We start from the raw sequence: 18416 nt of genomic DNA, 5'->3' as shown, positions 1-18416 counted from the left end.
CGAACGCGCGACAACGAACACGGCGACGGTAACAAGAAGCGCGCGCCTTCCGGCTCGTTCGCCCAAACCGGTCGCCGGCCGCCGGTGCACGCTGCGCCGACCCGGTCCGGCCGCGTCGGCCCAGTCCTGGCCGGGCCGACCCGGTCCTGCCGCGGTGGTTCAGCCCTGGGGGCGCGCGCACAGGTCGAACGGGTGGCCGCCCGGGTCGAGCAGGACCCGCCACCGCTGCGGCTCCGGCTGTGTGTCCGGCTTGCTCGCGCCCAGCGCCAGCGCCTGCTCCTGCGCCTTGTCCAGGTCGTCGACGTAGAAGTCGAGGTGGTAGCGCTTGGGGGCGGTCTCGTCCGGCCAGCCGGGCGCCGTGTAGCCGGGCACGCGGCCCCACCCGATGCTCGTCGTGCCGTCGCTGATCATCGCGTAGTCGTCCGCGCTGTGCACCACCTCCCAACCGAGAAGCTGCGCGTAGAACGAGGCCAGCGCCGCCGGGTCCGCGGCGTCGAGGTTGATCATGGCCAGGGTGGCGAATCCGGACATGCGGAGGGCCCTCTCAGAAACGGGCGACGCGGATCGTCGCCGACCCCGCCGATCCTGCCCCTCGGGTCCGACAACTTCGCGCGGATCGTCAGGACCCTGCGGGAGGCTGCTGCTGTGCCGCCAGCCACCCGGCCACCTGGGCGCGCGAGGTGAACCCGAGCTTGCTGAGGATGTTCTCCACGTGGCCCTCAGCGGTGCGCTGTGCGACCACCAGCCGCGCGGCGATCTCCCGGTTGGTCAGTCCCTCGGCGATCAGTGCGGCGACCTCGCGTTCGCGGCGGGTGAGCCCGAAGTCGGCCCCCGCCGGGGCCTCGGTACGCGGCGCCGGCACCCGGCCCGGCTGCTGCTCCATAGCCACCGAGACCGCTTCCGGCGCGCTGAGTTCGGCCCCGCGGCGAAGCGCCGCCTCGAAGGCATGCGCGCCCATGCGGGCACGTACCTCGGCGACGCACCCGTCGTGGAAGTCGCGCAAGCTGCGGAACGAGGACAGGGAGGCGTGCATCGCCCGCCACAGCCGGACGGACGCGCCGAGCAGCTGCGCAGCCCGGGGGTCCCGGCCTTCGCTGCCCGCGATCCACGCCAGTGACTCCAACGCCAGGCCGACCGTGAACTGCTCGCCCTCGACCAGCCGTTGCACCTCCAGGCTCTCCTTGGCCGCCGCGGTCGCACCGGCGGTGTCCCCGGCGCGCCACCGCAGCACACTCAGAGCCCACAGCGCGAACGAGCGCCACCACACCTCCCCGCTGGCGACCCCCATGTCGCGGCAGGCGACGAGCTCCGGGTAGCCGTCCGACGGGGTCCCGGTGAGGCCGCGGGTCAGCCCCAGTACGGCCAGTGTCCACATCTGCCCGCTGCGCGCGTCCAGCTCGCGGAACAGCCCGAGTGCCCGTTCGAACAGCGGCAGCGCACCGGCGTGGTCGCCGGAGAACAGCGCGATGTTGCCGTCCACCAGCGGCAGGTATGCCAGCTCCACCGAGCGCGGCAACTGTTTGGCCAGCTCCTGGGCCTCGGCCAGCAGCGCTCGGGCGCGCGCCCGGTCGTCCTGCACCGTGGCGATCCACGCGGCGACGCGCAGCGCCTTGACCCGGGTCCAGTGCTGCGGGGCGGGCATGGCCAGGGCGCGGTCGAGCCAGTGCCGCCCCTCGGACAGGAAACCGCGGACGAACCAGTGGTTCTCCAGATCCGCGGCCAGACGCAGCGCCCGCTCCGGCGGCCCCGCGGTCACCGCGTACTCCAGCGCCACGCGCAGGTTGGCCTTCTCCTGATGCAGGCGCAACATCAGCGCCGCCTGGTCGGGGCTCGCCCAGTGCCGGTCACTGTACGTGGCCAGTTCGGCGAACCACCGGCAGTGCCGTTCCGCCATGGCCTGCTCGCCCGACTCGGTGAGCCGCTGCGCGCCGTACTCGCGGACCACCTCGAGCATCCGGTAGCGAGCCTGCCGGCCGTCCCCGCTGCGGGTGAGCACGGACTTGTCCACGAGTGACGCGACCAGGTCCAGGATGGACTCCGGGGGCAGCGTGTCGTCCACGCAGACGTGCTCGACCGCGTCCAGCTCCAGGCCGCCGGAGAAGACCGACACCCGCGACCAGAGGGCCTGCTCGGCGGGGGTGCAGAGGTCCCAGCTCCAGTCGATGAGCGCGCGCAGGGTCTGCTGGCGTGGCGGCGCGTCCCGGGTCCCCGCGGTGAGCAGCCGAAAACGGTCCGTGAGACGGTCCAGGAGTTGGTCGAGGGAGAGGACCCGCAGCCGGGCCGCGGCCAGCTCGATGGCCAACGGTACGCCTTCCAGCGCCTGACACAGCCGGGCCACCGTGGCGCAGTTGCCGTCCGTGACCGTGAATCCCGGGTCGGCCGCGGTGGCGCGCTCGACCAGCAGGCCGGCCGACTCGTACCGGTCGAGCTCGGCCGGGTTGCAGGTGTCCCCGTCGGGTACGGACAGTGGCTGCACGGTCAGGGTGGCCTCCCCGGCCAGCCGCAGCGCGTGCCGGCTCGTCGCCAGTACGCGCAGTTCCGGGCAGCTCCGCAGCAGGGCCTCGGCCAGCTCCGCGCAGGCCGCCACGAGTTGCTCGCAGTTGTCCAGAATCAGCAGCACCCGCTGGTCGGCCAGGAACTCCGCGAGGTCCGGGGTGCCCGGGCTGACGGCCTGCTCACGGATCCCGAGCGCTTCGGCGACGGCCACCGCCAGCAGTTCGGGGTCGCGCAGCTCGGCCAGCTCCACCAGCCACACCCCGTCCGGGAAGGCCCGGCGCATCTCCGCGCCGACCCGCAGCGCCAGCCGGGTCTTGCCGACCCCGCCCGCGCCGGTGAGCGTGACCAGGCGGCTGCTCGACAGCATGCGGCGGACCTGCGTCACCTCCGCGCGGCGGCCCACGAAGCTGGTCACCTCGGCGGGCAGATTGCCCAGGGAACCGCGCGGGGTCGTGGCGGTGCTCATAGGAGCACCGTAGTGGCTGCGCCGGGTCGCGGCGGAGCGCGGATCGCCGGGCCGCCGCCGGTTGCGGCGCGACCGGCGGGAACGGCTCAGGCGAGCATCGCGGCCATCCGGCGTACGGCCGGGCGGTGCGGGGCGACGGCGGTGCCGTCCGGCAGGATCTCACCCGTGTCATCGAAGATCACCACTCCGTTACACAGCAGGCTCCACCCCTGCTCAGGGTGAGTGGCCACTGCCTTCGCGGCGTGATGGTCGGGGTCCGCCGCGCGGGGGCAGGTCGGCGCGTGCTCACACATGTCAGTCCCTCCTGCCTGCAACCATGCCGCGTCTGCGGGCGAACTGCCACGGGTGAACTACCTACCCGGTACCCAGATTCCGGTGACGTTGAGTTCCGACGATGCGAATACGGGTAGTGATCCGGGTACTTTCCCGGTGGCCTCGCAAACAGGGCGGCCGGACGATGGACCGCACCGGCCCGGTGGGCCGGAAAGGTCACGAGAGCGAGGTATGCCCATGGGCCGCCACGCCGCCGACCGGACGGCGTACGACCCGGAGCATCCCCGGTTCGCCCGGCGCGGCGCATCCGGGCCGGAGCATCCCGGTACGACCGTGCTGCGGGCGATGGACGAGCTGTCGGCCGCCCACCGCGACATGCTGGTCGAGCTGTTCTATCGCGGCGACACGTTGGAGGCGGCCGCGGCCGTGCGCGGAGTGTCGGTGGAGACGGTCAAGTCCCGGCTGTACTACGCACTGCGGGCGTTGCGCGCCGTCCTCGACCGCCACGTCGCCGCGGACCAGCCCCGTGTCTCGTGAAGCGCAGCGCCTGCGCCCGGCTCTGCACCGCCGGCGCCGCCCGAGCCCGGCCCGGCGCCGCCGCTTGAGCCCGGCCGCCTCGTGGCGCCGGCTCAGCGCAGCAGGACCAGGCCGTCCAGGGTCACGCCCGGGCGCCGGGCCGTGCCCTCGACCACGACCCGCACGGTGTGGGTCGCCGTGGCGGGCCACGAGCGGGCCCATACCGCCATCCGGTCGCGGGCCGACGGGGAGCGCAGGTCCACGATGCCGGAGTAGCGGCCGTCCACATAGATCCTGACCCGGCCCGACGTCGGGGTCCGGCTTGCCGCCAGCGACGCGGACATGCCCGTGAACGTCCAGGTCAGGCTGGACCCGGCGGCGATGCTACGCAAGGCGCTGCCGCCGAGGTAGCCGCTGCCCGTGACGGTCGTCCAGCGCCCGGCCCGTACCGCGGTGCGCTCGGTCAGCAGCAGCGGCGTACGGGTGACCGACGCCGTATTGGTGTTGCCCGCACGGTCCGCCGCCCGCACCGACCAGGTCGTCGGCCGTCCCGGCGCCGCGGCGCTCGCCCACGCGTGCGCGGTGGTGCCCAGGCTGACGACGCCGGGCCTGGTCAACGTGACCGAGCGCAGGCCACCGGCGTCGGCCGCGGTCCAGCGCAGCCAGATCGGGACCGAGCCGGCCAGCGACCCGCCGCGCAGCCACACCGCCGGGGCCGCCACGTACGACGGTGCAGTGCGGTCCACGATCAGCACCCGGGTCTGGCTCACGGCCCGGCCCGAGAGGTGGTAGGCGCGGACCGTGACGACGTGCCGGCCCGGGTTCAGGTTGAGCAGCGTGGTGCGCCACGCGCGGGGTGCGGAGGCGACCACGACGCCGTCGACGATGATGTCGAACCGGTTGATCAGGGCGGTGGGGGTCGTAGTGGTCCACAGTGGCCGGACCGGGCCCCGGGCGTAGTACGCGGTGCCGACCTGGGTGGCCCCGGTCATCCGGGCCATGGTGAAGTCGGCCGGGGCGGCGGCAGCGATGCCGCGGATCGGGGTCAGCTGCTTGTACAGGGTGTCGCCGGGGCACGCGGTCTTGGCCGTGTCCCGGTGCCCGGAGACGCGGGTCAGCGGGACGCGGGTGCCGGCCGGCCAGCGGTCGCTGCCGGAGGACACCAGCACGGTGCGTTCCGTCGCCAGGTGGCCGTACATGCCGAGCTTGTACGCCGCGACCTGGGCGATCACCCGGCTCACCGTCGTGGAGACGGCCTGGTCGGTGTAGTCGCCGATCACGGCGATGGCCGCGCTGTGCGAGTTGAACCCGAGCGTGTGCGCTCCGAGCACCGGCTTGTCCACACCGCCGGCGCGGCCCTCGAACAGCGTGCCGCACTTGTCGACGAGGAAGTTGTAGCCGATGTCGTTCCAGCCGTTGCTGCGCACGTGGTAGGCCTGGATGCCGCGGACGATCCGCGCCGAGTCGGCGCACGAGTAGTCGTTGCTGGTCGCGGTGTGGTGCACGAACACCACCTGCACGTCGGTCGTGTACTCCGGTGGGTTCACGACCATGGCCTCGTCCGCGCCCCAGCCGGCCCGGGTGATCAGGGTCGGTTCGGGCAGCGGCGGCACGGCTGCGGCGGCCGCCCGGGCGGTGCCCGCCGCGTCGGCGGTCACGGCCTCGGCAGCGGCGGCGCGGGCGGTGCCCGCGGCGGCGGAGGCAGCGCCTGCCGGCCGGTCGGCGTCGGGGTTGATCAGGTCGAGGCGCAGCCCGGCGGGCAGTGGCCGGCTCCCGCCGTCCGACACGACGCGGGCCTCGACCCCGTCGGAGTCGCCCACCCAGACCGGATCGGTGCTGCCCCGCCCTCCGGCGTCGGCACTGCCGGGTTCGGCCGGGCTGGACCCGTCCGCGTCGAGGGTGCGCCACCCGCTCCACCGGCCGTCGGCCACGGCTCGGGTACGGACCTGCACGGTGCCGGCCAGCGGCGTGTGCGGGTCCGCCCAGGTCGCCCCGAGCAGGCTGAACGGCCGGGTGCCGCGCGGCGTGACCGCGGTCGCCGCCTCGGAGCGGGCGGTGCCGGGTGCGCTGAACCCGGCCCCGGCGGGCGCCACGGGCGCCGGCAGGTCCAGGGTCTGCAGCTCAGGTGCCGCGGCGGGGGCCGCGTACGCGGGCAGGGTGAGGGTGGCGGTCGCCGCCACGGTGCTGGTGACGGCCGCCGCCACGCCGGTCACGGCGGCGACGATCCGGTTGCTGGTCCGAGCCACGTCCACGGATCTCCTGTCGGCAGGTACCGATTCAGGATGAAGTGAGAGACGGTCATGTGTGACCGGGTGCGGTGAGCTGGCCCATGATCACCGCCCGATGGGGGAGCGTTTTCCCGAATTCCCCCCGCGGCCGCAAATTGTGTAATAACGGCCGCCTGCCCGCCGATGTAGGGGCGTGCTTTCTCTGTCAGTGCGCCCTGAGCAGACCAGCAGCGTGCCCCCACCCGGCGGACCCCGACCGGTGGTGACGCGCCGTTCCGCCGTGGTGGCGTGGGCGTTCATCGCCGCGGGTGCGGGCGTGCTGGCGATGCTCGCCGTGGGGCCGCCGGCACTGCGCGCGCCGCTCACGCTGGTCGGCGTCGCGGGGGCCATCTGGGCACTGACGTACGGGCTGCGCCGCAACGCCGCCCCCGAGCAGCGCGGCCCCTGGCGCCTCCTGCTGATCTCCGCGCTGCTGACCGTGGCGGCCATGGTGCTGCGCGCCGTGGTGCCGGGCGCGGCCGCCACACCGCCGGGGCCCATGGTGCTGCTGCCGGACGCGTTCGTGCTCCCCGCGTACCTGATCATGGGGTACGGGTTCGCCGGCATGCTGCGCCGCCGCCGCGCCGCCGAGGACGACCCGGCCCGGGTCGACGCGCTGCTCGTCGGGCTGGCCAGCGCGTTCATGACCTGGACGTACGTGATCTCCCCGCAGCTCGGCGAAGCGGACGTCAACGTCCTGCGGCTGGCGAACTCGTTCTTCCCCGTCATCGATGTGGTCCTGCTCGTGCTCGTGGCCCAGCTCGCGCTGGCCGGCGGCGCCCGCCAGCCCTCCCTGTGGCTGCTGCTCGGCAGTTCGACCGCCATGTTCGTCGGGGACTTCGTCTTCACGCTGCGCGACGGCCTGCTCGTCCACGTCTCCCAGCACACCGTGGACACCCTGTTCGTCGCGGTGTTCCTGCTGGTCGGGGCGTCGGCGCTGCACCCGTCGATGCGGACGCTGACCCAGCCGCAGCAGATCATCCCCCAGGACCTGAGCAAGGTCCGTACGGTCCTGATCGCGCTCGTGGTCGTCGTGCCCACCGTGATCACCACGCTGGAGCCGTCGCGGTCCATACTCGACGGGGCTGTCCGGTCCGGGCTCTGCGCGCTGCTCATCGTCGGTGTGCTGGCCCGCGTCGTACGGGCCAACAACTCCCAGGCCCGCGCCGAGCGCTCCATCCGCCGCCGCGCCACCCACGACGCGCTGACCGACCTGCCCAACCGGGAACTGCTCGCCGAGACCATCGCCGAGTGGGGCGACCGGGCCGTCGCCGGGCAGCAGGAGATCAGCCTGCTGTTCATCGACCTGGACCGCTTCAAGATGGTCAACGACCACTGGGGACACCAGATCGGCGACGAACTGCTCTGCGCGGTCGCCGGCCGGCTGGGCACCCAGGTCCGCGAGAACGACCTGGTGTGCCGCATCGGCGGCGACGAGTTCGTCATCGCGCTGGCCACCCCTTCGCACTCCCGGTACGCGGAGTCGCTCGCCGAGCGGGTGCTCGGCGAGTTCGCGCGCCCGTTCCGGCTCAGTGTCGGCGACGTGGTCATCTCCGCGTCCATCGGCGTGGCCAAGTCGCTGGGTGGCGCGCACGCGCTGGAACTCATCCGCGACGCGGACACCGCGATGTACAAGGCCAAGGGCTCCGGGCGCAACGCGGTCGCGCTGTTCGACACGTCGCTGCGCGACGAGGTTCGCGACCGGATGAACCTGGAGCAGGCGCTGCGCGGTGCGCTGGAACGCGGCGAGCTGTCGGTGCACTTCCAGCCCATCGTGGACCTGGGCACCGGCGAACTGGAGGGATTCGAGGCGCTGATGCGGTGGCGCCACCCCGAGCTGGGCGCGGTCTCCCCGATGCACTTCATCCCGATCGCGGAGGAGACCGGCCTCATCGTCGAGAGCGGGGCCTGGCTGCTGCGCGAATCGGCCACGCAGCTCGCGCGGTGGATCGCCGAGCGCCCCGGTGAAGCACGCGCCCTGCACGTTTCCGTGAACGTCTCCGTACGCCAGTTGCGCGACGGCGCGCTCGTCGACGTCGTCCGCGATGTGCTGGCCGAGACCGGTCTGCCGGCGCAGGCGCTCTGGCTGGAGATCACCGAGTCCGGCGTCATGGAGGACCTGGACACCGCGCTGGCCACGCTGCACGCGTTGCGGGCGCTCGGCGTCGTGCTGTGCATCGACGACTTCGGCACCGGCTACTCGTCGCTGAGCTACCTCAACCGGTTGCCCGTCGGCATCGTCAAGCTGGACCGCTCGTTCGTCTCCCAGGTCGGGGAGAGCGGCGCCAATGAGCCCATCGTCCGCGCGGTGCTCGCGATGACCGACGCGATGAACCTGCGGGTGGTCGCGGAGGGTGTCGAGACCGAGGTGCAGCGGGACTGGCTGCGCGCGCAGGGCTGCGACCTGGCGCAGGGCTGGTTCTACGGTGCCGCGAAGCTGCCCACCGAACTGGACGACTGGATCCGCCCGACCGCCACGGTCTGAGGCCCGCCTGCGCTGAACTCGCGGTCACGATCTCAACGCAGGTGACGACCCGGCACCCGGGCCATCGCTACGGTTGTCGGGTGGCTGAGATCCCGTGGTGGGGGTTGCCCCTCATCGCCGCCGTGTTCGCCCTGGTCGGGGCGGGTGTGACGCTGCTCGTGACCGCCCGTGACCACCGGCTGCGCACGCGTTCGCGCAAGTCGCGCCGGTGGTATGCCGAGCGCAAGGATGCGTACGTCGCGCTGATGGCGGCGTACGAGCGGGTGGTGCACCGGCTGCGGGCCGGCTTCACCGCGGGGATCACACAGCCGGACCCGGACCGCTATTTCGACGAGGTCGGCCCGGCGCTCATGCAGGTCCGGCTGATCGCCTCGCCCTCCACGCGCGGCGCGGCCCTGGCCGTACATCTGGTGCTGGAACAGTTGCACAACCGGAGCCCGGCACCCGGCACCGAGACCGACCGGCCGTTCCTGGAACTGCTCGGACACGTCCCGCTGCTCATGCACGAGTTCGAGGTGGCGGTGCGGGAGGAGCTGGGCATCGACGCCGGCCCGCCGGTGGCCGAACCGTTCGCCGCCCCCGTCCCGGGCGGGCTGCGGGGTCTGCTGTGGCGGCCGTGGCGCCCGCCCGCCCCCGAGAAGCCCGAGACCGCGAGCCGGCCCGGCGGCTGACGCGCATGGGGACCGGAACGTGAGCCGGGTGGTGTTCGTCCTGGCGCCGCGGGTGCACCTGCTCGATCTGGCCGGTCCCGCGCAGGTGTTCGGCACGGCCGCCGACCTCGGCCACCGGTACGACCTGGCGTACGTCGCCGACACCCCGCACGTGGCCAGCGCGCAGGGGCTCACCCTGAACGCCGCACTGGACTGGCCCGCGTTGACCCGGGACGACCTGGTGGTCGTGCCGGGCTGGCGCGCGGCGACACTGGCCCGTTCCGGCCGAATGGGCAGCGCGACCCTGGCCCGGATCGCGGCGCACCACGCGGCCGGCGGCGTGGTCGCGGGCGTGTGCGTGGGCGCCGACGCGCTGGGCCGGGCCGGGCTGCTCGACGGGCGGCGCTGCACCACCCACCACGATGTGCGCGACGAACTGGCCCGGCGGTTCCCGCGCGCGCAGGTGGTGCGTGACGTCCCGTACGTCGAGGACGGCCGGGTGGTCACCTCGGCGGGCGTCACCGGCGGCATCGACCTGGCGCTGCACCTGGTCGCCGTCCGGCACGGCCCGGCCGCCGCCGCGCGGGTGGCCGGGCATCTGGTGGCGTACGCCCGGCACACCGGGCAGGCCGGCGCGACGCTGCGGCACCGGGCGCACCTCAGTGACCCGGTGCACCGGGTGCAGGATCGGATCGACGCCGAGTTCACCCGTACCCTGACGCTGGCCGAGCTGGCCGCCACGGCCGGGGTCAGCGAGCGCACCCTGACCCGGCTGTTCACCGCGGCGATCGGGCAGACCCCGCTGCGCTACCAGCAGCTTCTGCGCGTGGAACGCGCCGAGCACCTGATCTCGCAGGGGGCCACCGTGGAGTCCGCCGCCCGTACGGTCGGCTTCAGCGACGCCCGCATGCTGCGCCGCCTGCGCGGCCGCGGCCTCTGAGCGCGGCGACCGGCCCGCCGATCTCCATCAGCCGAGCGTATCGGCATGGTCACTCCCTGACGGATATCGGACTGACGTATTCGGTGCTGCGCTCATAGGCTGCCCGCAACATCAGGGGGCGACATGCACGCAGCCATCATCGGGTCGGGGCCGACCGGACTGTTCACCGCCATGGCGCTGGCCCGGCGGGGGCATCGGGCGACGATCGTGGACCGCGACGCCGGGCCCGCCGCGGACGGCTCGTGGGAGCGCCGCGGGGTCATGCAGTTCCACCATCCCCACGGGCTGCGCCAGCAGGTCGTCCAGGCGCTGGAGGCGGAGCTCCCCGAGGTCCGCGATGCGCTGCTCGCGGCGGGTGCGCGGCTGACGGTCCTGCCGCCCGAGGGCGGGCGTCCCGGGATGGTGATCGGCATGCAGTGCCGCCGGTCGACGTTCGAGCGGGTGCTGCGCGCCGCGGCGGTCGCCGAGCCGGGCGTCACGCTGGTGCCCGCCCACGCCGGCGAGGTGCTGCGCGACCGCGGACGGGCGGGCGGGGTCCGGGCGGACGGGCGCGAGCTCGCCGCCGACCTGGTCGTCAACGCCACGGGGCGCAGCGGGCGGTTCGCGGACGACCTGCGCGCGCCGGGCACGGGAGCCGACTGCGGCCTCGCGTACGTGTCCCGGCAGTACGAGCTGTTGCCCGGGGCCGAGCCCGGCCCGGTGAACGGCCCGATCGGCCTGATGATCCGGTTCCGCGGCTACCTGGCCGGGGTGTTCCTGCACGACAACCGCACGGTCTCCGTGCTGATCGCGCGGCCCAGCACGGATCGGGCGCTGGCGCGGCTGCGGGACACCGCCGCGTTCGACGTCGCGGTCCAGGTCATTCCCGGTCTGGACGCGTGGACGTCGGCCGAGCGCACCCGGCCGATCACCCCGGTGCTGCCCGGCGGGCGCCTGCACAACACGTACCGTGGTCAGCTCGACCTGGACGGGCGGGTGGGGCTGCCGGGCCTGCTGCACCTGGGCGACGCGGTCTGCACCACGAACCCGACCGCGGGGCGCGGCATGGCCACCAGCCTCATGCAGGCCCAACAGGTGGTGCAGCTGATCACCGAGCATGGCACGGACGTCGAGGCGGCGACCGTCCACTTCGACGCGTGGTGCACCGCCCGGATCCGGCCGTGGTTCCTCGACCACCTGTCGGTGGACGCGGACGAGATGCGGATGTGGGCGGGCGAGGACATCGACCTGAGCCGGCCGCTGGGTTCCGGGCACATCGTCGCGGCCGCCCAGGCGGATCCGCAGCTCATGAGCGTTGTCGGGCCGTACCTGGGTATGCAGGCGCTGCCGTCGTCGCTGGCCGAGGCGGAGCCGCGGGCCCGGGAGATCTATGCCGGCGGGTGGCGGCCGCTCGTGCCGCCGGGCCCGACGCGCGACGACCTGGTGGAGCTGATCACCCCGCTGGCCGCCACACCGGCACGCTGAGGGCCGTCCGGGCTCGACGCGCTGCGGCAGCGCCCGGTTTCGTCTCCTACCGCGGTAGGAGAGCCGGCTCCGACCAGTGGTCGCGGATACGGCTGCGGGGCGGACGAAACGGCTCGGCGCAGCCGCGAGCATCGATGGCATGACATCTCTCGCATGGCGCCGGGCCACCCGCGCGCACCGGCCCCTGGTGGTCTTCGCCGGGCTCATGGGGATCGCCGCGGTGGTCGCCGTGATCGGCATCGTGGCGGACCCGCGGGTGCTCACGGGCGTACCGATCTGGCTCAAGCCGTTCAAGTTCGCGGTGTCGTTCGGGGCGTACAGCCTCACCCTGGCGTGGATGCTGTCCCTGCTGCCGCGTCGCAGCCGCCTCGCCGAACGCGCCGCCACCGTGATCGTGGCCATGGCGGCGATCGAGATGGTCGTCATCATCGGCCAGGTCGTCCGCGGCCAGACCAGCCACTACAACCAGACGACGCCGCTCAACGCGGCGTTGTGGCAGGCCATGGGTACGGCGATCATGGTCCTGTTCGCCGCCCAGTTCGTGGTCACCGTGGTGCTGGCCCGCCGCCCGCTGGGCGACCGCGTGGCCACGTACGGGATCCGCCTCGGCCTCGGCCTGTCGTTGCTGGGCCTGGCCGCCGCGATTCCGATGGTGCTGCCGTCCGCGGCGCCGGGCACGCCCGGCATCGCCGGTGCGCACAGCGTCGGCGTGCCCGATGGCGGTCCGGGGCTGCCGCTGGTGGGCTGGAGCACGGTCGGCGGCGACCTGCGTATCGGCCACTTCGTGGGGTTGCACGCGTTGCAGGTCATGCCGCTGCTGGCGCTGCTGCTCGGCCGGTTCGCGAGCCGTCTGGATTCGGCCGTGCGAGCTCGGCTGATGCTCGTCGCCGGTGCCGCGTACGGTGCCCTGACCGTCCTGCTGACCTGGCAGGCGCTGCGCGGCCAGCCGTTGTTGCGCCCGGACGCGCTGACCGTGGCGGCGTTCGGCGTCCTGGCGGTGATGACCGTGGCCGCCGCGACGGGCGTCGTCCGGGCGGGCAGCGCGGCACGCGCTGCCGCGCCGCGTGCACACCTGGGAGGTACGGCATGACCGGTTCGCTGTTCACGCTGACGTTCGCGGTCGCGGCGCCGTTCTGGGCGCTGATGATTCTGGCGCCGCGGTGGTCGTGGACCGCGCGGGTGATCGGCTCGCCGCTGATCGTGCTGCCGGTCGTGGTCATCTACGCGGTGCTGGTACTGCCCGCGCTCGGCACCGTGCTACCCGCGGTCGCCTCGCCCACCCTGGATTCGGTACGGGATCTGCTCGGCACCGACCGCGGTGCGGCGGCGGCCTGGGCCCACATGATCGGATTCGACCTGTTCGTCGGCCGGTGGGCCTGGCTGGATGCCCGGGAACGGGGCATCCCCGCACTCGTGGTGTCGTCCGTGCTGGTGCTGACGATCCTGCTGGGCCCGCTGGGCCTGGGGACGTACCTGGTGGTGCGGGCCCGGTGGCCGCGGCCCGCGGCGACTGCTGCGCGACGCCTAGGCTGATCGCCGTGGGATGGGTGAGCCGGCTGTTCGACGAGCGCGACACGCGCGTGCGCATCCTGCTGCTCGACCTCAGCGGGCTGTTGTACCTGGTCTTCGGCCCGCACGCCGGGCCGGAGCCGACCCCGCTGCAGTGGCTGCTCGCGGTGATCGCGTTCGCCGCGGCGCTGCTGCTGCACCGCCGCCCGGTGGCGAATCTGCTGGTGCAGACCGCCCTGCTGCTGGTGGCGTCGCGGGTGATCGAGGACGTGACGATCAATCAGGTCGGCGCGAGCTGGGCGCTGCTCGAGGTCACGATGGCCGCGCGTGCCACCTGGATGATCGGGGCGGGGGCCGCGCTGCTGGTTGCCGTGTCTGCGACCGGGCTCGCCGGCGCGCCGCTGTCCGCGGTGCCGCCGTGGGCGCTGCGGCTGGTCGTCGCGGTGGGCATGCCGGTCCTGTTCGGCCTGGTGATCCGGACCAGCCGGGAGCTGGCCCGGCAGGCCGAGCAACGCGCCGCCGAGCAGCAGCGGCGTCACGAGTCCGACCAACGGGCCGCGCGTGCGGCGGAACGCGGCGCGATCGCCCGCGAGCTGCACGACGTGGTGGCCCACCACGTGGCCTCGATGGTGCTGCGGGTCGGCGTCGCCCGGCACGTGCTGCCCGACCCGGACCCGCGGGTGGCGGAGGTCTTCGACGACGTGCACCGTACGGGGACGGCGGCGCTGGCGGACCTGCGCGGACTGGTCGCGGTGCTGCGCGACCCGGACGCCGCCGGCACCGACGCGGCACTGACCGCGATCGAACCGGCGGCGTTGCCGGCAGCGCTGCAGGCGGCGGTGGACACGGCGGCCCGCGCGGGACTGACCGTGGACGCCGAGATCGACCCGGCCGTGGGCGCGGTCGACGCCGTACGCGGGCTGGCGGTGCTGCGGCTCACCCAGGAGGCACTGACCAACGTGGCCAAGCATGCGGGTGCGTCCGCCCACGCCCGGTTGCGGGTCGCGGTGCGTGACGGTGACCTGGAGTGGGAGGTGCGCGACGACGGTGGCGGCACGCCACCGGCCGCGGTGCCGTCCGGGGGGCACGGCCTGACCGGGATGCGGGAACGGGTCGAGGTGCTCGGCGGGCGGCTGAGTGCCGGGCCGGCCGAGGGTGGCTGGCGCGTGCACACCACGCTGCCGGCCGCGGGTCCGGCGTGATCCGCGTCCTGCTGGTCGACGACCAGCCGCTGATCCGGGCGGGTCTGCGGATGCTCTGCGATGCGGAGGACGACCTCGGGGTGGTCGGGGAGGCGGACAACGGCCGCGACGCGATCGCGCTCGCGAGCCGGCTCGCTCCGGACGTGGTCGTGATGGACCTGCGGATGCCCGGGGTCGACGGCATCACCGCCACCGCCCGGATCCTCGCCGAGCGGCCGGGGGCGCGGATTCTCGTGCTCACCACGTTCGGCGACGACGACCATCTCTACCCGGCCCTGACCGCCGGGGCGTGCGGGTTCCTGCTCAAGGACGCTCCGCCGGCCGAGCTGCTCGACGGGATCCGCCGGGCGGCGGCCGGGGGCAGTCCGTTCAGCCAGCCGGTGCTGCAGCGGCTGGTGCGGCGGGCCGTGGACGCCCGGGTGGAGCAGCCGCGCCCGGCGCCCGGGCTGACCGGCCGGGAACGCGAGGTGCTGGATCTGGTGGCCGAGGGCCTGTCCAACGTCGAGATCGCGGACCGTCTGCACATCGGCGTGACGACGGTGAAGACCCACATCACGAGCCTGATGACCAAGACGGAGAGCCCGAACCGGGTCCGATTGGCGCTGTTCGGCCGCGGTGTCTCGTGAGCACTGATGCACGCGGGTGTGCAGAAGGCCGGGACCCCGTGGCGGCGGGATCCCGGCCCTGCTGCGTACAAGCTATCGCGTGGGGACCAGCCGCGTGGGCGGTTTCCGGTGGATGCGCCGATGTCTCAGGGGTGCGCGGGCGCCCGCTCGGTGGCGAGGCGTACCGCGAGGCCGCCCAGCACCGTGCTCATGAACCAGCGCTGCGCCCGCAGCCAGCCCGGCCGGCGGGCGAGGAAGACCGCGATGGTCCCGGCCGCCGACACGATGAGCAGGTTCACGGTGAGGCTCACGACGATCTGTACGCCGCCGAGCAGGAACCCCTGCAGCACGACGGAACCGTGCGCCGGGTGCACGAACTGCGGGATGAGCGAGAGGTAGAGGATCGCCGCCTTGGGGTTGAGCAGGTTGGTCAGCAGCCCCATGGTGAACAGCCGCCGCGGTGAGTCGACCGGCAGCTCCCGGGTCTCGAACACCGAGGCACCACGCAGGCTCTGCACCGCCAGCCACCCGAGGTAAGCGGCCCCGGCCAGCTTGACCGCGGCGTACGCCTCCGGGACGTGCACGAAGATCACCGCGAGGCCGAGGTTCGCCGCGGTCAGGTAGACCAGGAACCCGATCGCGACGCCGCCCAGGGAGATGATTCCGGCCCGCCGTCCCTGGGTGATGCTGCGCGACACCAGGTACATCATGTTCGGTCCGGGGGTGAGCACCATTCCGAGCGCGACGGCTGCGACCCCGAGCAGCGAAGTGACCATGCGTTCCAGCGTGGCCGCTCGGGAGCTGCCGGGGGAGTGCCAATGTGGGACCGGTGGCTTGATCTCATATCCTAGTAAACCTATGGGATACAGTTGACATGGCGGCGGGGTGTCGGCGACAGTGATGGTCATGTCGTTCGTTGGCCCGGCTCCGGTCCCATCTCCGGCAGCCGTGTCAGCGTCCCGGCTTTCGCGAGGTCCTTTGTGGTCTGAGGAAATGCATTCCCAGTGCCCTGCGTCACCCATTCCGGTGACAGTGCGGGCTATTTCCGATGCCGAATTCCCGCATGCTGGATTATCTTTGACCTCCCAAGCCGCCCTGACAACGATGAACGGTATGCGGCTGCACGAGCGTCAACTCACGGCCCGCCTCGCCATCGACCTGCTGCGATGCGCAAGCGCGCGGTGTTGCTCCGGTCGCTGAACTCCCGGTGACCTCACCCCGGTCGAGCCATCCTCTCCACCGCAATGCGCCCCGTAACCCTATCCCGCACATGGGATAAGAATTTGTTGCCGTCGTCGAGATCCGGCCGGCGGCCAGAGCACCCGGAGGAAAGACCATGTCCGTTCTCGCAGTCGCCGATCTCCACGGCTCCGCCCGGCCCGTGCCCTCGCGCGGGCGACTCGGGCGGCGGCGACCAGCCCGGCTCCGGCCGTTGCCGGACAGCGCCGGGTCCGTCACGGTCACCGTCACCATCGGAGTCGGGGGCTCGCCCGAGGGGGAGCGGGTTCTGGCGGCCCTGCATGATCTCGTCGCGGCGGCCGGGCCGCGCGCCGATGTCGTCGTGGACGCCGCGGAGCCGGTTCCCGTGGCGCCGGTCGGTCTCCCGACGCGCCCACGGTCCGGCGTCCTGCGGCTCGACCCCCGACCGCGGGCGGTGAGCCGGGACGGCGCGCCGCTGGAGCTGAGCCGGCTGGAGTACGACCTGCTGCTGTTCTTCGCCCGCAACCCGCAGCAGGTGTTCAGCCGCAGCCAGTTGCTCGCGCAGGTCTGGGGGCACACGCACACCACGGCGCGCACCGTGGACGTGCACGTCAGCCGCCTGCGTACGAAGCTTGGCGACGCCGACCTGATCACCACGGTGTACGGCGTGGGGTACCGCCTGGCCGACGAGGCGCGGGTGCAGGTGATCGCGGCCGAGTGAGCCGCGCGCCTCTGGCGTCACCAACCCGCATTCCCTATCGTATTACTAGGGAATGGCGAGTTCGGTGGACATGGGAGGCGCAATGGGGCGGCGGACCGTGGTCGTGATCGGTGGCGGGTGTGCCGGCGTGCTGGCCGCACGCGAGGTGCTGCGCTCGGGTGACGACAACGTGGTGCTCAGCGAGCCGGGGGAGCTGGGCGGCGGGATCGCGTACGGCGCGGCGCAGCCGTGGCACCTGCTCAACTCGCGAGCCGGAGCGATGAGCGCCGACCCCGACGACCCGGACCACTTCGTCGGCTGGGCGCGCCGCCGCGGCCTCGACGCCGACCCCGACGCGTTCCTGGGCCGCCGCGAGTACGGCCGCTACCTGCGCGACGCGCTCGACGCGGCGGTCGCTGCCCACCCCGGCCGGCTCGCCGTGCGGCGGGCCCCCGTGCGGTCGCTGTATCCCGGCAGCACCGGCGTGGCCGTCTGCCTCGCCGACGGCGCGATCGTGTTCGCCGACCATGTCGTGCTCGCCGTCGGTGGCCCCGCCGGAACCCGCCCGCCGGGCCTGCCCGTGCGGCTCGCGGCCCATCCGGCGTACGTGTCCGATCCGTGGCGCCGCGGCGCGCTGGCGGCGATCCCCCGCGGGGCGCCGGTCCTGCTCATCGGCACCGGGCTGACCGCGGTCGACGTGGCGCTGACCCTCACCGCCGACGGCGGCGACCGGCCGCTGGTCGCCGTGAGCCGCCGCGGGCAGCTCCCGCTCAACCACACCGCGCACGCCACCCCGCCCGCCGTTCCGGCCCTTGCCGGGTGCCGCACGCTGCGCGACGTGGTACGGGCCGTGCGCGCCTGCGCCGGGCAGGCGGGGGAGTGGCGGGCCGTGGTGGACGGCGTGCGCCCACATCTGGATCGCTTGTGGTCCGCCCTCACCCCCGGCGAGCAGGACGCGTTCCTGCGCCATCTGGCCCGGCCGTGGGAATGCCACCGGCACCGGATGCCGCCGCCCGTCGCCGAACGGATCGCCGCCCTGCGCGCGGCCGGTGCCCTGGAGATCCGGGCCGGCGGCCTCGACGGCCTGGCCCCGGCCCCTGGCGGCGCCCTCGACGCGAGCCTGATTGCCACGCCCGCGGAGCTGATGCCCACGCCCGCGCGCGCGGCCCCGGCGCCTGGCGGCGGCATCATGGCCGGCGCGGATGTGCGGGTGCGCCGGTTCGCGGCCGTCGTCAACTGTGCCGGGCCCGGCCGGCTGCCCGCTGCCGCGGGCCCGCTGGTCGGGGCGCTGCTCAGGGCGGGCTTCGCCCGGGTCGGGCCGCACGGGCTGGGACTGGACGTCGACGCGGCCGGCCGGGTCGTGGCCCGCGACGGTACGGTGCATCCGCGGCTGTGGCTGCTCGGCCCGCTGCGTCGCGGCGCGCAGTGGGAGACGACCGCGGTGCCCGAGATCCGCGCCCAGGCGCGTGCGCTGGCGAGGGACCTGGCGGTCGCCGCGGCCCTGCCGGAGGCGGCCTGACCTGCGCGACGGCATCCCGAACGAGTGATAGCCCGGCGTTATGACGCGACGTCTGCGCAGGTCACGGCCGGTTTGGCGGGTGTCGAGGCAGGATTGCCGCAGGGTGCGGCGGTATTGATCTCGA

The 18416-nt window shown here is 73.6% G+C and carries 16 protein-coding genes; 11 read left to right on the top strand and 5 right to left on the bottom strand.

From position 1 onward, the window contains the following. Positions 1-159 precede the first annotated feature (159 nt). From ACMCNK_RS11985 to ACMCNK_RS11975, 3 genes are all read right to left on the bottom strand, one after another. Entirely contained in the window at positions 160-531 is a 372-nt protein-coding gene (locus tag ACMCNK_RS11985; protein ID WP_412736475.1) for a VOC family protein, read from the bottom strand. An 88-nt stretch (positions 532-619) separates the two neighbouring features. Next, entirely contained in the window at positions 620-2962 is a 2343-nt protein-coding gene (locus ACMCNK_RS11980) for an ATP-binding protein (RefSeq protein WP_412736474.1), read from the bottom strand. Between the two features lie 86 nt (positions 2963-3048). After that, positions 3049-3255 (bottom strand): DUF5999 family protein, encoded by a 207-nt coding sequence (locus tag ACMCNK_RS11975; RefSeq protein WP_412736473.1) that lies wholly within the window; start codon positions 3253-3255, stop codon positions 3049-3051. Positions 3256-3472: 217 nt separating this feature from the next. Between ACMCNK_RS11975 and ACMCNK_RS11970 the strand changes: the two genes are divergently transcribed. Next, on the top strand, positions 3473-3772 hold the full coding sequence (locus tag ACMCNK_RS11970; RefSeq protein WP_412736472.1) for a sigma factor-like helix-turn-helix DNA-binding protein: 300 nt from the start codon (positions 3473-3475) through the stop codon (positions 3770-3772). A 92-nt stretch (positions 3773-3864) separates the two neighbouring features. Here the strand turns inward: ACMCNK_RS11970 and ACMCNK_RS11965 are convergent, their stop codons facing one another. Further along, complete coding sequence (locus ACMCNK_RS11965; protein ID WP_412736471.1) at positions 3865-6003, bottom strand: peptidoglycan recognition protein; 2139 nt, start codon at positions 6001-6003, stop codon at positions 3865-3867. Positions 6004-6238: 235 nt separating this feature from the next. On the opposite strand from ACMCNK_RS11965, the gene ACMCNK_RS11960 reads away from it, so the two are divergent. The 8 genes from ACMCNK_RS11960 to ACMCNK_RS11925 all read left to right on the top strand — a co-directional run bounded on the left by ACMCNK_RS11960 (position 6239) and on the right by ACMCNK_RS11925 (position 14894). After that, a complete protein-coding gene (locus ACMCNK_RS11960; RefSeq protein WP_412736470.1) occupies positions 6239-8503 on the top strand; it encodes a putative bifunctional diguanylate cyclase/phosphodiesterase in 2265 nt (754 codons plus the stop codon). Positions 8504-8583: 80 nt separating this feature from the next. Next, positions 8584-9174 carry a hypothetical protein gene (locus ACMCNK_RS11955; RefSeq protein ID WP_412736469.1) on the top strand — a complete coding sequence of 197 codons (591 nt, stop codon included), beginning with the start codon at positions 8584-8586 and terminating at the stop codon, positions 9172-9174. A 19-nt stretch (positions 9175-9193) separates the two neighbouring features. Continuing rightward, positions 9194-10093 (top strand): GlxA family transcriptional regulator, encoded by a 900-nt coding sequence (locus tag ACMCNK_RS11950; RefSeq protein WP_412736468.1) that lies wholly within the window; start codon positions 9194-9196, stop codon positions 10091-10093. A gap of 123 nt (positions 10094-10216) precedes the next feature. Continuing rightward, positions 10217-11557 (top strand): FAD-dependent oxidoreductase, encoded by a 1341-nt coding sequence (locus ACMCNK_RS11945; RefSeq protein ID WP_412736467.1) that lies wholly within the window; start codon positions 10217-10219, stop codon positions 11555-11557. 139 nt (positions 11558-11696) lie between these two features. Next, positions 11697-12647: a hypothetical protein gene (locus ACMCNK_RS11940; protein ID WP_412736466.1), complete on the top strand. Its 951-nt coding sequence runs from the start codon at positions 11697-11699 to the stop codon at positions 12645-12647. Continuing rightward, positions 12644-13090, top strand: a complete 447-nt coding sequence (locus ACMCNK_RS11935; protein ID WP_412736465.1) for an ABA4-like family protein — start codon at positions 12644-12646, stop codon at positions 13088-13090. Before ACMCNK_RS11940 ends, ACMCNK_RS11935 begins: the two co-directional genes overlap by 4 nt. A 5-nt stretch (positions 13091-13095) precedes the next feature. Further along, positions 13096-14268: a sensor histidine kinase gene (locus ACMCNK_RS11930; protein WP_412736464.1), complete on the top strand. Its 1173-nt coding sequence runs from the start codon at positions 13096-13098 to the stop codon at positions 14266-14268. Then, complete coding sequence (locus ACMCNK_RS11925) at positions 14265-14894, top strand: response regulator transcription factor (protein ID WP_412736463.1); 630 nt, start codon at positions 14265-14267, stop codon at positions 14892-14894. The genes ACMCNK_RS11930 and ACMCNK_RS11925 overlap by 4 nt, the downstream gene beginning before the upstream one ends. Positions 14895-15019: 125 nt before the next feature. Here ACMCNK_RS11925 and ACMCNK_RS11920 read toward each other — a convergent pair whose 3' ends face one another. Continuing rightward, positions 15020-15649, bottom strand: coding sequence for a LysE family translocator (locus tag ACMCNK_RS11920; RefSeq protein WP_412736462.1), 630 nt, complete (start codon positions 15647-15649; stop codon positions 15020-15022). A 560-nt stretch (positions 15650-16209) separates the two neighbouring features. On the opposite strand from ACMCNK_RS11920, the gene ACMCNK_RS11915 reads away from it, so the two are divergent. Next, positions 16210-16794, top strand: a complete 585-nt coding sequence (locus tag ACMCNK_RS11915) for a winged helix-turn-helix domain-containing protein (protein ID WP_412736461.1) — start codon at positions 16210-16212, stop codon at positions 16792-16794. 82 nt (positions 16795-16876) lie between these two features. Then, on the top strand, positions 16877-18292 hold the full coding sequence (locus tag ACMCNK_RS11910; RefSeq protein ID WP_412736460.1) for an FAD/NAD(P)-binding protein: 1416 nt from the start codon (positions 16877-16879) through the stop codon (positions 18290-18292). Positions 18293-18416 lie beyond the last annotated feature (124 nt).

Source organism: Krasilnikovia sp. MM14-A1259 (assembly GCF_047159535.1).
Taxonomy (GTDB): Bacteria; Actinomycetota; Actinomycetes; order Mycobacteriales; family Micromonosporaceae; genus Actinoplanes.
The sequence above is the reverse complement of the archived record's forward strand: the minus strand, read 5'-3'. Positions and strand labels throughout refer to the sequence as shown.

Bases quoted from the DNA above. Each gene is read 5' to 3' on its own strand.
- ACMCNK_RS11985 (WP_412736475.1), bottom strand. From the start codon at position 531: ATGTCCGGATTCGCCACCCTGGCCATGATCAACCTCGACGCCGCGGAC.
- ACMCNK_RS11980 (WP_412736474.1), bottom strand. From the start codon at position 2,962: ATGAGCACCGCCACGACCCCGCGCGGTTCCCTGGGCAATCTGCCCGCC.
- ACMCNK_RS11975 (WP_412736473.1), bottom strand. From the start codon at position 3,255: ATGTGTGAGCACGCGCCGACCTGCCCCCGCGCGGCGGACCCCGACCAT.
- ACMCNK_RS11970 (WP_412736472.1), top strand. From the start codon at position 3,473: ATGGGCCGCCACGCCGCCGACCGGACGGCGTACGACCCGGAGCATCCC.
- ACMCNK_RS11945 (WP_412736467.1), top strand. From the start codon at position 10,217: ATGCACGCAGCCATCATCGGGTCGGGGCCGACCGGACTGTTCACCGCC.
- ACMCNK_RS11940 (WP_412736466.1), top strand. From the start codon at position 11,697: ATGACATCTCTCGCATGGCGCCGGGCCACCCGCGCGCACCGGCCCCTG.
- ACMCNK_RS11935 (WP_412736465.1), top strand. From the start codon at position 12,644: ATGACCGGTTCGCTGTTCACGCTGACGTTCGCGGTCGCGGCGCCGTTC.
- ACMCNK_RS11920 (WP_412736462.1), bottom strand. From the start codon at position 15,649: ATGGTCACTTCGCTGCTCGGGGTCGCAGCCGTCGCGCTCGGAATGGTG.
- ACMCNK_RS11915 (WP_412736461.1), top strand. From the start codon at position 16,210: ATGTCCGTTCTCGCAGTCGCCGATCTCCACGGCTCCGCCCGGCCCGTG.
- ACMCNK_RS11910 (WP_412736460.1), top strand. From the start codon at position 16,877: ATGGGGCGGCGGACCGTGGTCGTGATCGGTGGCGGGTGTGCCGGCGTG.